The organism is Rhizobium sp. SVR5-2C (genome assembly GCF_056755115.1).
Window position 1 is genome coordinate 20,226 of record NZ_JBNDHT010000016.1, and the last position, 12,671, is coordinate 32,896.

General features: G+C 59.9%; 13 protein-coding genes. 9 read left to right on the forward strand and 4 right to left on the reverse strand.

Annotation, left to right across the window (positions count from 1 at the left end; genetic code table 11):
• Nucleotides 1-900: 900 nt before the first annotated feature.
• The 4 genes from ACPYOI_RS06965 to ACPYOI_RS06980 all read right to left on the reverse strand — a co-directional run bounded on the left by ACPYOI_RS06965 (nucleotide 901) and on the right by ACPYOI_RS06980 (nucleotide 3,705).
• Nucleotides 901-1,893: an ABC transporter substrate-binding protein gene (locus ACPYOI_RS06965; RefSeq protein WP_481422696.1), complete on the reverse strand. Its 993-nt coding sequence runs from the start codon at nucleotides 1,891-1,893 to the stop codon at nucleotides 901-903.
• A 184-nt stretch (nucleotides 1,894-2,077) separates the two neighbouring features.
• Entirely contained in the window at nucleotides 2,078-2,260 is a 183-nt protein-coding gene (locus ACPYOI_RS06970) for a hypothetical protein (protein WP_481422697.1), read from the reverse strand.
• Nucleotides 2,208-3,185 (reverse strand): hypothetical protein, encoded by a 978-nt coding sequence (locus tag ACPYOI_RS06975; protein ID WP_481422698.1) that lies wholly within the window; start codon nucleotides 3,183-3,185, stop codon nucleotides 2,208-2,210. Before ACPYOI_RS06975 ends, ACPYOI_RS06970 begins: the two co-directional genes overlap by 53 nt.
• Nucleotides 3,186-3,228: 43 nt before the next feature.
• A complete protein-coding gene (locus ACPYOI_RS06980) occupies nucleotides 3,229-3,705 on the reverse strand; it encodes a MarR family winged helix-turn-helix transcriptional regulator (RefSeq protein ID WP_481422699.1) in 477 nt (158 codons plus the stop codon).
• A 321-nt stretch (nucleotides 3,706-4,026) separates the two neighbouring features.
• Between ACPYOI_RS06980 and ACPYOI_RS06985 the strand changes: the two genes are divergently transcribed.
• The 9 genes from ACPYOI_RS06985 (at nucleotide 4,027) to ACPYOI_RS07025 (ending at nucleotide 12,660) form a co-directional block, all read left to right on the forward strand.
• Nucleotides 4,027-4,722, forward strand: a complete 696-nt coding sequence (locus ACPYOI_RS06985; protein ID WP_481422700.1) for a DUF2848 domain-containing protein — start codon at nucleotides 4,027-4,029, stop codon at nucleotides 4,720-4,722.
• Complete coding sequence (locus tag ACPYOI_RS06990) at nucleotides 4,722-5,453, forward strand: GntR family transcriptional regulator (RefSeq protein WP_481422701.1); 732 nt, start codon at nucleotides 4,722-4,724, stop codon at nucleotides 5,451-5,453. The genes ACPYOI_RS06985 and ACPYOI_RS06990 overlap by 1 nt, the downstream gene beginning before the upstream one ends.
• Entirely contained in the window at nucleotides 5,450-6,679 is a 1,230-nt protein-coding gene (locus ACPYOI_RS06995; protein ID WP_481422702.1) for an FAD-dependent oxidoreductase, read from the forward strand. The genes ACPYOI_RS06990 and ACPYOI_RS06995 overlap by 4 nt, the downstream gene beginning before the upstream one ends.
• Nucleotides 6,679-8,028, forward strand: a complete 1,350-nt coding sequence (locus tag ACPYOI_RS07000; RefSeq protein WP_481422703.1) for an amidase — start codon at nucleotides 6,679-6,681, stop codon at nucleotides 8,026-8,028. Before ACPYOI_RS06995 ends, ACPYOI_RS07000 begins: the two co-directional genes overlap by 1 nt.
• 211 nt (nucleotides 8,029-8,239) lie before the next feature.
• Nucleotides 8,240-8,953, forward strand: coding sequence for a cysteine hydrolase family protein (locus ACPYOI_RS07005; RefSeq protein ID WP_481422704.1), 714 nt, complete (start codon nucleotides 8,240-8,242; stop codon nucleotides 8,951-8,953).
• Between the two features lie 73 nt (nucleotides 8,954-9,026).
• Entirely contained in the window at nucleotides 9,027-10,019 is a 993-nt protein-coding gene (locus tag ACPYOI_RS07010; protein WP_481422705.1) for an ABC transporter substrate-binding protein, read from the forward strand.
• A 14-nt stretch (nucleotides 10,020-10,033) separates the two neighbouring features.
• Nucleotides 10,034-10,816, forward strand: coding sequence for an ABC transporter ATP-binding protein (locus ACPYOI_RS07015; protein ID WP_481422706.1), 783 nt, complete (start codon nucleotides 10,034-10,036; stop codon nucleotides 10,814-10,816).
• A gap of 28 nt (nucleotides 10,817-10,844) precedes the next feature.
• Complete coding sequence (locus ACPYOI_RS07020; protein ID WP_481417869.1) at nucleotides 10,845-11,675, forward strand: ABC transporter permease; 831 nt, start codon at nucleotides 10,845-10,847, stop codon at nucleotides 11,673-11,675.
• A gap of 58 nt (nucleotides 11,676-11,733) precedes the next feature.
• Nucleotides 11,734-12,660 carry an ABC transporter substrate-binding protein gene (locus tag ACPYOI_RS07025; RefSeq protein ID WP_481417868.1) on the forward strand — a complete coding sequence of 309 codons (927 nt, stop codon included), beginning with the start codon at nucleotides 11,734-11,736 and terminating at the stop codon, nucleotides 12,658-12,660.
• The last annotated feature ends 11 nt before the right edge of the window (nucleotides 12,661-12,671 follow it).

A 12,671-nucleotide genomic window follows, 5' to 3' on the forward strand; every position in this document is an offset into this window, starting at 1 on the left:
GAAGAAACGGAGCTCACTATCCCCCGATAAATGATGGACTAGACTCTTTTGACAAGTGCGGAAGCCAGATGCTGCCTGTGGGCGCTACAGTTTCCTATCGGTCGTGCCGGACAACGAAAAGAAAAGAAAATCTTGTTCGGTTGCGCCGTGGCCAGGTCGGCGAGTTCCTCGGCATTCATTCGAGCTTCTCACGCTGGACGGCCTCGCACATCTTATCCAGCCGGCGATCAACCTGACGAAGGCGGAAGGTCGGACCTTAAGGTCGTCGATGGCGACGTCGATTGACAGATTTCTCCAGGCCCCGTCTCCATCATTATACTCCGTCAATGGGATAAACAGCGGCGTTATCCTGTAATTCTGCAAGCCCTTGTCGGAGGAATAGCGCAGCCTGGCAGCGTCCGTATTCGTCTTACGCTGCAGAAACGAAATTTCGGGTGCACGGTTCGACTCCTTTCAAGAGCGCCCTCTCTTAGTCGGAGCCCGCGCGATAGACCCAGATAGAGATCAGCGCGCGTTCGCAACGCGCACGGGGGGCTTAGTACCCACGATTTTTTGACCAACTCAGCCGCATCAACTCCCAAAACGGTTGCAAAACGATCCACGTCTTCAATGGTTGGGCGGTAAACGCTGCGCCCTAAGACCGAATGTAGGTTCGGTTCAGGTCCGCCTGATGAGCAAGTTCTCGGCACACCCGTTTTGAAGGATCAATGTCACGAACAAGACAAGATTGACTTTGACGCCCAACCCTTCCCGCAATTCATGCCAGGCTGCGATACGCCCAGCATGCCGTAAAGCGTAACGGAAACCCGTAGGGCGGTTTTTCGGGGTTGGGCGTCTCCATGGAAAACGCACATTCGTGTTCGGAAAGACGTTCGAATTATGTGCGTGAGGCTCGCCGTCCTAGTGGCTGTCGGCTCGTGTCAGCGCATCCTGGCGGACCGTGTCGTCGACGATCTTTGCGGCGTCGAAATCGGCCGTGATACTTCCTGTCTTTTCGAGCAGCTCCTTCAGCCACCTCACGCGGTCCACGGGGATCGTCATCGCAGGATCGATCGCCTTGTATTTCACCGCTTCATCGAAAATGTAGGCTGGCCGCGGATCTTCGGCCGGCAGCTTCGCGGCGCTGCGGGCGTAATCCAGGAATTCGTCGCGATGCTGCAGGCCGTACTTTATCGCATTCATTTCGGCTGCCATGAAGCGGGTTGCCGCATCATGGCGGTCATGAATAACAGCCGGTGTCATATAGGTGCAGAGGCGCAGGAATTCGGGTGCATCCTCGAGCGCAGAGGCGAGAAGATGGTAACCCTTCTGGACGACTGGCACATAGGATGTGGAGGCGGCGACTGCGTCGGCCGAACCGGCATAAAGCGCATTGAAGCGGGCGGCATCGGTGCCGAGCGCGGCAAAATTGACGCTCTTCGGGTCTACCTTGCTGTTGGCGAGGATGACGCGCGTCAGTATGTCGGGCAACGAACTTGGAGCTGAAATGCCGATCGTCTTCCCGCTGAGTTCCGCAGGCGCCTTGATGTTGTCCTTGCTGTAGATTCCATAGGTTAGGCCCGGCCAGTAACAACCAACCATCCGCAGGTCCACGCCTTTCGACATGCCGATCAGCGGGCTCCCCGGGCTGCCTTCGTAACTGTCGATCTCGCCGGCGATGAGCGCCTTGAGCGCGATCGCGTCGCTGTTGAATTTGACGAATGTGATATCGATACCCTGCTTCTTCGCGAAGTCGCGGGTCGATGCCAGCGTGGTGAAGGCCGAGTCGAGATCGGAGGCGGTGATACCGTGCTTCCACTGCGGCAGTTGCTGCGCCATCGCAGTTGCGCTCGAAAGCAGGACGGACGTGAGGAGGAGGAGGCAAGCTCCGATGATTCTGCGCCGAATATTCATGATTGCACGTTCCCTTTTTATGGTTGGGCCGCGCCTCTTTTGCGGCGACGGTCGGGCCGATTGACGATTGCCTTTCATATCCCCGAGGACGTTCGGGCTGGATGTCCGCGCCGGTGCGTCGTCTCGTTCTCAGCGCGTTCCGTTCTGGCCTGACCTCCCTCAGACAGGAACGGGTGGCTGAATGTCACAGCGGTTGCGGCGTGAAATAGCCGGCGTCGATCGCCTCTTTCCACAGCTCGACCATGGCGGGAACAAGCCCGAAGGGCAGGCCGTCTTCCGCACGTTCATAGGCATGCGTGCCGGCATCGAAACGGCTAAGCTCGACGCGCGGCGCGGGCCGGATGTCCGCAAAGCTCGGCAGAACCACCGACTCGTAGATCTCGGGACGATGGTCCCGGCTGAACTTGGCGATGCTGAGAAGGATCGGCGGAACCGGCTTCGGCCCCGGGAGCTCCCGAGTGTAGCTGCGCGCCCTCCTGATGATAGATCTCCGCACCGGAATAGCGGGCGATGTCGCGCCAGGTCCTGATATAGAGGTCGTTGAACGGAACCGGCCATTCGATGTCCAGCATCCGCTGATAGATGTAGCCGAAGGGGGAGTTCTCCATGCCGACCACGCCGACGATGTTGTCGACGCGCTGCGTCAGCATGTGCGCGAAGGGGCCGCCGGTCGAATGGCCGTGCACATAGACCGAATACTGATCCTGCGGAAACTGACGGCTGCAGGCCGTCTTCAACCCGAGTTCGAAGGCGACGGGCCAGGCTGCCATCCGGTCGTAGAACCGAGTGCCCGGCCTGGCCCGGGCATTCGTGCGCGTGCCGTAGCGGGCTCGTAAGGTCTGGTCCTCGACGATCTCCACCTGATCCTGCGAGATATCCTCGCCGGCCAGCCAGATCGGCAGGCGCACCGACCCGTCGGGGGCAATCGTATCCCCCGGCCAATCGCGGGACGGGTCGTTGAGGTTGAGCCGGCCGGGATAGGTCATGCTTGCGACATGATATCCGTATTTTCCGGCAAGAAGGCGTGCCAGAGGTGCCATGAAGCGAAAATCGGCGGCGCCGCCATGCAGCAGGAAGAAGCCGATCCTGCGGCCGTCAATGGCGGTCGGTATTCTGCTTTTGTCGAGCGGGGCATAGGACATGACGCCGATATCCCATTCGAGCTCAAGCGCCTCAATGCGGAAGATATCTTCGGTTTCGACGATCGGCATGCTTGGCCTGGCCAGCAGCTTCTCCGAGGTCGAAAGCAGCTCGTCGCGGCTGATGGTATGCGGCGCCCGCCAGTTGATCATGTCCGTGTAACTCCCAATCTCGAAAACAGGTCGACCCGGAACGTCAGGCGGCGGCATCCGCCTCCGCGACCTGCGGCATCGTCCTGAGGTGCCCGTCGAGTTTCTTCAGAAGGGTTTTCAGCGTCGCGACCTCTTCGGCGGACAGTCCGCTTTCCATCGCTTCGGCGAGCGAACAGGCACGCGGGAGAAACCGGTCCATGAAGGATTCGCCGTCTTTGCTCAGAACCAGTTTCTTGCTTCGACGATCATCAGCATCGGGAATCTCTTTTATCAAACCGCGCTTGACGCAGCTGTGCGCCGCGCGGCTGATGCTCACCTGATCGAGCGAAATACGTTCGCTGATCTCTTTGGCGGAAATGCTGCCGAACCGGCTGATCTGCGCGAGAAGGCGCCATTCCGTAATCGTCAGGCCGAACTCCGTGTAGACCGCATCGCAGGTACGGGACATTTTTCGTGCCACTGACGGCAGCAGATAGAGCAGGAATTCCTCGTTTTTAAACTTCTCTTCAAAGGCGTTCATCCGGCCCCCAATGCCCGTTGGCCAACTAGTTTCATATGAAATGATATCCGGTGAAAATAGTTGTCAAGACTGTGTGTGGCGCAGCAGACGAGGATTTCGAGTCAGTCCAGTCGATGGAGAGCCTAAAGCGGGCTGGAGGCTCCTTTCCAATTTACTATTTTTTTCAATTGCTTACGATGACTAAAATTCTCCTCGAAAATCGGCTTTAAAAAAATTTGCGCTTTTGCCTATTTTTATGCCTTGACTATTTTTTCGGCTGAGATTTAGATGTCGGTGTGAAATATCACTGTAATGGAAGAAAAATTTAAGAGGAACTTCGGAGTGAAACCACCCATCTTCTCCTTCCCGGCAGTTCTGCACAGCGGCTCTGAGGTCACCCAAAGCGAAATCGATATTCAAAGCGCAATCGTCGCCGGCTGGACCGGTCGCGACACTGCTGCGCTTGAAAAGCACATCGCCGAACTGGAGGAGTTGGGCGTCAAGCGCCCCGCTTCGACGCCGGTCTTCTATCGGGTTGCCTCCACCCGGTTGACCACACAGAACGCAGTCGAGGTCAGTGGCGAAGATTCCAGCGGCGAAGTCGAATTCGTGCTGATGAAAGTTGACGGGCGGATGTGGGTCGGCGTCGGTTCCGACCATACGGACCGCAAGGTCGAAACCTATAGCGTGACCGTCTCGAAGCAGATGTGCGACAAGCCGATTTCCCCGGAATTCTGGGCATACGAAGATGTCGCATCGCACTGGGACAAGCTCGTCCTGCGCTCCTACATTCACGAAAATGGTCAGCGGGCTGTCTACCAGGAAGGGCCGGTGGCCGGCATGCTTCCTCCCGACGGCTTGCTCAGTCGCTGGAATGACGGCGGTCTTGAGGACGGCTCGCTCATGTTCGGTGGAACACTTGCCGTGCATGGCGGGATACGCCCGTCGAGCCGCTTCGAGATCGAAATAGAAGATCCGGTCCGCGACCGCAGAATCAGCCACGCCTACGACATCATCACACTTCCGGTGGCTGGCTGATGTCGCCAAAAATCACGACATTGCCGAACCTCGGCGCGGACGAGGAGGAGGGCGGGCGTCGCTCACTTCGCGATGTCGCCTACGACATGATCAAGCAGAGGATTACGACCTGTGCCTACAAGCCGGGGGAGTATCTCAACGAGGCACTCGTTTCGGCAACGCTCGGCATCGGCCGCACACCTGTCCATCAGGCAATCGACCGCCTGAAGGTCGAGGGGCTCGTGGAAGTGATGCCGCGCAAGGGTATCATCGTCAAGCCGATCAGCCTCGATGAGGTCATGCAGATCATCGAAGTGCGCCTGCTCAACGAATGTTACGGCGTGCGGCTCGCCGCAACGCGAGCCAGTCAGACCGAGATCGATCAATTGGCCGATGTGCTTGCGCGTTCCAAGGACGGCATGGCGGCCCGTGACAATGAAATGATGATGGCGCTCGATCGCGAGTTTCACGGCATCTTGGCGCAGGCATCGCGCAACGATGTGCTTGGTGAGCAACTTGGCCGTCTGCACGACCGCTCACTGCGCTTCTGGATCATCTCGCTCAATGCGCCGGGTCATCTGCAGAAGGTTTACGAAGAGCATCAAGCGATCCTGACGGCCATTCTCGATCGCGATGCCGATGCTGCCGAACAGGCGATGCGTCTGCATATCGAGGACTTCCAGCGAAACATCATAAGAAGTGCCGCGCCTGGGCAATCGATGCCGGTGTGGAATGAAGGAGGCTCGAAATGACGACGAACCCGCAAGTGTTGATTTCCGGCGGAGGCCCGGTCGGCTTGTTCTCCGCTCTCCTGCTTGGACGGCAGGGCGTTAGCGTGCGGGTATTCGATGTCAATGCGACCCTGCAGCGTGATCCGCGGGCGGCCACGACCCATCCGGCGACCCTGGAGGTTCTCTCAGCCGTCGACGGCCTGGTCGAGGACATGGCAAGGGTCGGCCTAGTCGCGCCTATCTTCCAATTCTGGGATCGTCCGTCGGGACGTCGCGTTGCCGAGTTCGACCATGCCTTGCTCGCCGGCGAAACCAAATTCCCTTACGTGATCCAGTGCGAACAATTCAAGACGTCGAAGCTGCTGCTCGAGCGCGTGACGCAGCTTGCCAATGTCGAGGTTCTTTTCGAGCACGAAGTGCTTTCTGTCGAGCAGTCGACGGACGGTGTCCAGGTTTCCGTCAAGGGTCCGGAAGGGATCAGCACGCACAAAGGATCATATCTGATCGGTGCGGATGGTGGCCGAAGCATCGTACGCAAGCAATCCAATATCGCTTTCGAAGGCTTTACCTGGGACGAACGGTTCATCGTTCTTACGACGCCATTCGATTTCCTCAAACATCGTGGCTACTCCTATCGCAGCTACTTCGCCGATCCGGACGAATGGTGCAATTGCTTCAAGGTCGCAGCAGACGGACCGCCCGGCCTGTGGCGGACGGTTTTCCCGACCAATCCGGCGCTGACCGAAGCCGAGCTGATGAGCGACGAGGCGGTGCAGGCGCGGCTCCAGAAATTCTTCCCGTCCGAACAGCCCTACGATATCGTCCATCGTAATCTCTATACGACGCACCAGCGCGTCGCGACGACGTTCCGGTCCGGCCGCGTGGTGCTTGCCGGTGACGCAGCGCACGTCAACAATCCGATCGGTGGTATGGGGCTGAACGGCGGCCTTCAGGATGCTGGCAATCTCTGCGAGAAATTACTCGATATCTTGCTGAATGGCGCTGACGATCGATTGCTCGATCTCTACAGCCTGCAGCGGCGCACCGTTGCCACCGAATTCGTCCAGGAACAGTCGATTGCCAACAAGCGGCAGCTTGAGGCCCGAGACGAGGAAACGCGTCAGCGCAATTTCGACCAGCTGTCGCAGGTCGCGGCCGATCCGGACAAGGCACGCGGGTTCCTGCTGCGCGCCTCGATGCTGTCGGCCCAGCGCCGGGTCGCGAACCTGAGCCTGGAGGCGGCCTGATGTCCCTCGCCTCTGCCCCTTCCAGCACACGGCCCTATCTCAAGGCCGCTCCGGCTTTCGCCGCGGGGAATGATACCCCGCGCGCGTTTCTGGAACGCTGCCTGGCGGTCATCGACGAGCGGGAGACCGATATCGGCGCCTTCGTCGAACTGGATGTGGCGGGCGCGCGGAAGACGGCAGATGCGGCGGTGGATCGCTGGCGGTCGGGAAGGGCGATCTCGCCGATCGACGGGATGCCGCTCGGCATCAAGGATATCATCGAGACGATCGACATGCCGACCGGCATGGGGTCGCCTCTGTTCGAGGGCTGGCGATCGGACCGGGATGCGGCTAGCGTCAAGGCATTGCGGGAAGCCGGTGCAATCATCGTCGGCAAGACGGTGACCACGGAATTTGCGGCAACCCAGCCGGGCAAGACGCGCAATCCTCACGACCGTGAGCGGACACCCGGCGGATCGAGCAGCGGTTCTGCTGCGGCGGTGGGCTGCGGCATGCTCAGCGCGGCGCTTGGAACCCAGGTCATCGGATCCATTATCCGACCGGCCGGCTATTGTGGCTGCATCGGCTTCAAGCCGACGGTCCACGCCCTCAATCGCGGCGGCAGCCACGATTATATGAGCCAGAGCGCGATCGGCGTATTGGGCGCGGATCTCGCCGATACCTGGCAGGTGGCCCGCGAAATTGCCGCGCGCTGCGGCGGAGATGCGGGATACCAGGGCCTGTCCGGCCCGATGGCCCTGCCGAAGATGCAGCGTCCCGCCCGGCTTGCCCTGGTGCGCACGGGCGGCTGGCCATCCGCGCCGCAGGAGGCGATCGATGCCTTTTCTCGCGCCTGTGATCGGCTGGCCCTCGTCGGACTGGATATCGCCGATGCCGAAAGCGATCCGCAGCTCGCTGAGCTGGAAAGTGCCATCGAGCACGCACAGGAACTCAGCCGGCGGATCAACGCCTGGGAGTCGCGCTGGCCGCTCAATACATATAGGGACCGCGATTTCGCCAAACTGAGCCCCGTGATGCAAGCCAGACTGGGGCACGCGGAAGCCATGTCCCAGGACGATTACGGCAGGGCGCTTGCCGAGCGCGATGCCGCGCGGAGTGCCCATGCCGTGCTCGACGGGCATTACGATGCCGTTATCACGCTGTCTGCGCCGGATGTCGCGCCGCTCGGCCTCGCCTCGACGGGCGACGCCACCTTCGCGGTTCCGGCCTCGCTGCTCGGCGTGCCGGCACTGTCATTGCCTTTGCTGAGGCTGGGAAATCTGCCGCTCGGCCTGCAGATCATCGGATTTGCCGGTGCCGACGGAAACCTCTTTTCCCTCGCCGCCTGGCTTTCAAATCATCTCAACTAGAGACGTCGCATCATGTCCGAAAAACCGTCGCCCATTCCTGCTTCCCTGAACAAATATGCGCCGTCCGGTGGGCCGGCTATCGCGATCCCCGGGAGATCGTTGCCATGAACGAGCCTGTACCACGCTGACCGCGGGATACGGGCGGTACGCCTTACCGGCCGCGACGCGCGGCGAAGGGCGGATGTGATCGATAGCGGAGTAGGAAATCAGCATGGCGTCCATCGACAAATTCGAAGATCACTGCTGGAAGGATGTCATTCCTCCGGAGGATATCGAGCTCTACGCGACCTATCGCCGGGAGACCTTCGTCGGCCCGCATCCGGCGCTCCTGATGATCGATCACTACAATATCGTCTACAAGGGTGGTCCGGGCTCCCCTTACGAGCTGGAAAAGCAATATCCGAACAGCTGCGGCATATATGCCCATCAGGCGATCGAACCGACGAACCACCTGCTCGCCGCCGTGCGTCGGGCCGGGCTCCCGGTCTTCTTCTGCACCAAGGACATTGCGGCGCACAGCAAGCCGCCGAACACGGTGTCGACCAAGCGTACCCAGCATCCGGTCATGCCCGGCGACTATGACATCTATCACGAATTCGAGGTGCTACCGACCGATGTGGTGATCCGCAAGCAGCGTGCCAGCATGTTCCAGAGCACGCCGCTGCTCTCGCATCTGAACCTGCTCGGGGTCCGCAGCGTGATTGTCTGCGGCGAGGCGACGTCGGGTTGCGTGCGCGCTAGCGTGATCGAGGCCTTTTCCTCCGGACTGCATGTGACGATCGCCGAAGAATGCACCTTCGACCGGGCACCGCTCACTCACAAGGTCAACCTGTTCGATATGCACCACAAATACGCCGACGTCATGCATGTCGACGAGATCATCGCGCATCTTTCGGACATGAAGAGTTTGGGGGGCGCCGCCTGATCCCCATTCTCGCAAGCATCAGCGGATAAACAGAAAACCGGCCATAGAGCCCATATAAAAATAGGAGTGGAACATGAATAACCGAATCAGAAACATCATCGCCTTCATAGCGACCGCATCGCTGTCGTGTGCAGCATTCAGTGCAGCCTCTGCCGAAGATGCAAAGCCGTGGCGCCACGGGATCGTCCAGGCCAAAAGCGATGCCGGGATCGTGCTGATGGCCGATCACAAGGGCTTCGCCAAAGGCCAGGGCATTGATCTCAATGTCGTGCAGTTCACCGGAGACGCACTGGCGCTCAAGGCTCTCATCGCAGGTGAACTGGACAGCTATGAAGGCAGCCCGGGCGGCCCGCTTCTGGCAGCCTCGCGCGGCGCCGACATCAAGATCGTCGGCTGCTATTGGCCGGGCCTGACCTACGCGATCTTCTCCAAGCCGAGCCTGAATTCCGCCAAGGACCTGGCCGGCAAGACGCTGGCGATTTCCGGCCCCGGTTCGCTGCCGGATCTGATCACTCGTGCCGTTCTTCAGGCAAACGACCTTGCTTCGTCGTCGGTGAGCTTCACGCAGATGGGTAGCGACGTCGATCGCATGCGCGCATTGACGACAGGGGTCGTCGATGCCGCAGCCGCCTCGACCGAGTTCATCGACTTTGCGAAGGAAAACAACATTAAGCTGCTCGTCCACGCTCAGGACGTAGCCCCGAACTTCCTGCGCTTCTGCACCTATGTGACCAGCAAGACGCTCGAAACCCGCAAGGATGAGCTCGCGCATTATCTGGCCGCGCAGATGCAAGGCGTTCAATACGCGCTCGATCATCGTGACGAGTCGATCGCGCTGACCAAGACACTGACCAAGGCGGATCCAAACGATACGCGCGCCGCCGATATGTTCGACGAAGTGCAGAAGTACCATGCGGTTGACAACACGATGCCTGTCCCCGCCGAAAAGCTTAGCTGGATGCAGGATCTGCTCGTCAAGACCAAGAACCTCAAGACGCCCAACGACCTCACCAAGCTCATCGATACCAGCGCCCGTGATCAGGCGCTGACGCTCGTCAAGAAATAATAAGGGGATCGAAGATGGGCCAAGTCAGCCTCGTCGATGTGTCCAAGCGTTTCAACTTGCGCATCAACAATGAAATCAAAACGGTAAGGGCCCTATCATCGGTCAATATCGACATCAGGGACGGTGAAATCGCCGTCCTCATCGGACCCAGTGGATGCGGGAAAACGACTGCCTTGCGGATCGCCATGGGACTGGAGTCGGCGACGCGCGGCCGCGTGGTCGTTGATGGTCGCGATGTCAACGGCTGCGGCCATGACCGCGGCCTTGTCTTCCAGCATGCAGAATTGCTGCCATGGTTGAGCGCGCTGCAGAACGTGATGTTTGGCCTGGAAATGAAGGGAATGCGCGGCGCGCAGCTGCGGGAAACCGCCATGCGCTACCTGGATCTGGTCGGGTTGGCAGAGTCAGCCGACCGGCGGCCCCACCAGTTGTCGGGTGGCATGAAACAGCGCGTTGGCATTGCCCGCGCTCTCGCTATCGATCCGTCTGTTCTGCTGATGGACGAGCCTTTTGGCGCTCTCGACGCCCAGACGCGGGAAGGATTGCAGAGCGAGCTTCTGGAAGTTCACGCACGAACGAACAAGACGATCCTGTTCGTGACCCACGATTTGGACGAGGCCGTGCTTCTGGCGGATCGCGTTATCGTCATGCGCAACGGCACGGTTCAGGAAGTTATCGACATCAACCTGCCCCGCCCGAGAGGCGACCTCGGGGCCTTGCGCGGTTCGCCGGAATTCGCGGCGGCACGCTACCGGATCTGGCGCGCGCTCCACGAACTGCCCGATAGCGTGCACTGAAGGTTGAACGATGAAAGGAAACAGCATCATGGCAACACCAGCCTTTCGATCGGAAACGCAGCAAACTGCCGAAGACGATATCGAGCCTGCAAAGCCCCGAGAGATGCCCGGCTGGATGATCACGACGATCTCGCTCGTGGTTATTATCGCCGTCTGGCAGATTTTCGGCCACGACATCAATCCAATCTTCGGATCCTACCCATCCGCAATCGCGATCGCCTTCTGGGGACTTCTTGTTTCCGGAGAGCTGCCGACAGCGCTGATGACGAGCATGCAGGCCTTTGCCGTCGGCTTTGCGCTGTCGATTGTCATTGGCGTGCCGCTTGGTCTCATCATCGGTCGGTCACGCATTCTCGAAAATGCCGTCGGTGTCTACATCACCGCCGGCAACGCGATGCCGCTCGTTGCTTTTGTCCCGCTGCTGATCCTCTGGTTCGGACTGGGCTTCATGGTCAAGGCCGCGATCGTCTTCCTGATGTCGGTCTTCCCGATCTGCATCAACACGTGGCTTGGCGTTCGGGCTGTGCCGAAAACGCTGATTGAAGTCGGCCGTGCCCTGGTGGCTCCGAATTCGGTGATCATCCGCAGGATTGTGCTGCCGGCGACGCTGCCCTACATCATGACGGGCATCAAGCTTGCCGTCGGCCGCGCCGTGGTAGCGATGGTGATCGCCGAATTCTTCACCGCGATCTCGGGTCTCGGCGGCATCATCATCAACTCCGCCAACAATTTCGACACGGCGACAATGTTCGTGCCGATCTTCGTCCTGATGATCCTGGCGACGCTGCTCAACGGCCTCGTGAGCCTCGTCGAGCGCTGGGTGGCGCCGTGGCAATACGAACTGACGGATCGCAATTAAGCGATCCGCTACTTTGATCTCATTCCGATAGACCTGTAACAGAAATTGGAGCAGGACCATGCGTATCGCTGTCCCCGATCTCATTTCCAATTCATATTTTCCCGCCGCCGCGGCGGTCGAACTAGGGTTCCTTCGAGACCTCGGCCTCGATATCAGCCTCGAACTGATTTTTCCGGTGAGCAAAGCGTATGAAGCGCTCCGCGACGGCGAAGTCGACTTCGTTGGCGGATCTGCCCATTCGGCTCTTGCGGCATTTCCCGACTGGAAGGGCTGCAAGCTTCTCTGCGCGCAGGCGCAGGGCATGTACTGGTTTCTTGTCATGCGCGCCGATCTCAACCCCGTGAAAGGTGATCTCAGCATCGTCAAGGGCAAGCGCATCGGTGCGGCCCCCTGGGTCGATATGGGCTTGAAGGAACTGCTGAAGGCTGCCGGCATCGATGAACAGCGCGACGAGGTTACCATTGCGCCGGTACCGGGCGCAGTTGGTGCCGGTGTCAACTTCGGGCTGACTGCGGCAAAAGCGCTGGGAGAAGGCAAGATCGACGGCTTCTGGGCGAACGGCATGGGCACGGAAGTGGCCGTGACACGCGGCGTCGGCAAGGTCGTGCTGGATGTCCGCCGCGGCGACGGACCCGCAGGCTGCTTCGACTACACGTTTTCGTCTATTGCGACCAGCGACCGTCTCATCTCCGAGAAGCCGGAAGCCGCCGCGGCGATGGTAAAGGGCATCGTCGCCACGCAGAAGGCTCTTAGGGCCGACGTCGGACGGGCGGGGACGGCGGGCAAGGCGCTCTTCCCGCCAACCGAGGCGGGTCTCATCACCGAGCTGATCCGCCGTGATCTTCCCTATTACAGCCCACGGATCTCCCAAAAGGCCGTTTCGGGGATGAACCGCTTCACACGCGATCTCGGGCTTCTCAAGAACGACGTCGACTATGACGACATCGTGGCGACCCGGTTCAGCCACTTCTGGAACGCTGCGTAATTCGCGATACG

Excerpts from the sequence above, each read along its gene's own strand:
- ACPYOI_RS06965 (WP_481422696.1), bottom strand. The coding sequence starts at position 1,893 with ATGAATATTCGGCGCAGAATCATCGGAGCTTGCCTCCTCCTCCTCACG.
- ACPYOI_RS06975 (WP_481422698.1), bottom strand. The coding sequence starts at position 3,185 with ATGATCAACTGGCGGGCGCCGCATACCATCAGCCGCGACGAGCTGCTT.
- ACPYOI_RS06980 (WP_481422699.1), bottom strand. The coding sequence starts at position 3,705 with ATGAACGCCTTTGAAGAGAAGTTTAAAAACGAGGAATTCCTGCTCTAT.
- ACPYOI_RS06990 (WP_481422701.1), top strand. The coding sequence starts at position 4,722 with ATGTCGCCAAAAATCACGACATTGCCGAACCTCGGCGCGGACGAGGAG.
- ACPYOI_RS06995 (WP_481422702.1), top strand. The coding sequence starts at position 5,450 with ATGACGACGAACCCGCAAGTGTTGATTTCCGGCGGAGGCCCGGTCGGC.
- ACPYOI_RS07000 (WP_481422703.1), top strand. The coding sequence starts at position 6,679 with ATGTCCCTCGCCTCTGCCCCTTCCAGCACACGGCCCTATCTCAAGGCC.
- ACPYOI_RS07005 (WP_481422704.1), top strand. The coding sequence starts at position 8,240 with ATGGCGTCCATCGACAAATTCGAAGATCACTGCTGGAAGGATGTCATT.
- ACPYOI_RS07010 (WP_481422705.1), top strand. The coding sequence starts at position 9,027 with ATGAATAACCGAATCAGAAACATCATCGCCTTCATAGCGACCGCATCG.
- ACPYOI_RS07015 (WP_481422706.1), top strand. The coding sequence starts at position 10,034 with ATGGGCCAAGTCAGCCTCGTCGATGTGTCCAAGCGTTTCAACTTGCGC.
- ACPYOI_RS07020 (WP_481417869.1), top strand. The coding sequence starts at position 10,845 with ATGGCAACACCAGCCTTTCGATCGGAAACGCAGCAAACTGCCGAAGAC.
- ACPYOI_RS07025 (WP_481417868.1), top strand. The coding sequence starts at position 11,734 with ATGCGTATCGCTGTCCCCGATCTCATTTCCAATTCATATTTTCCCGCC.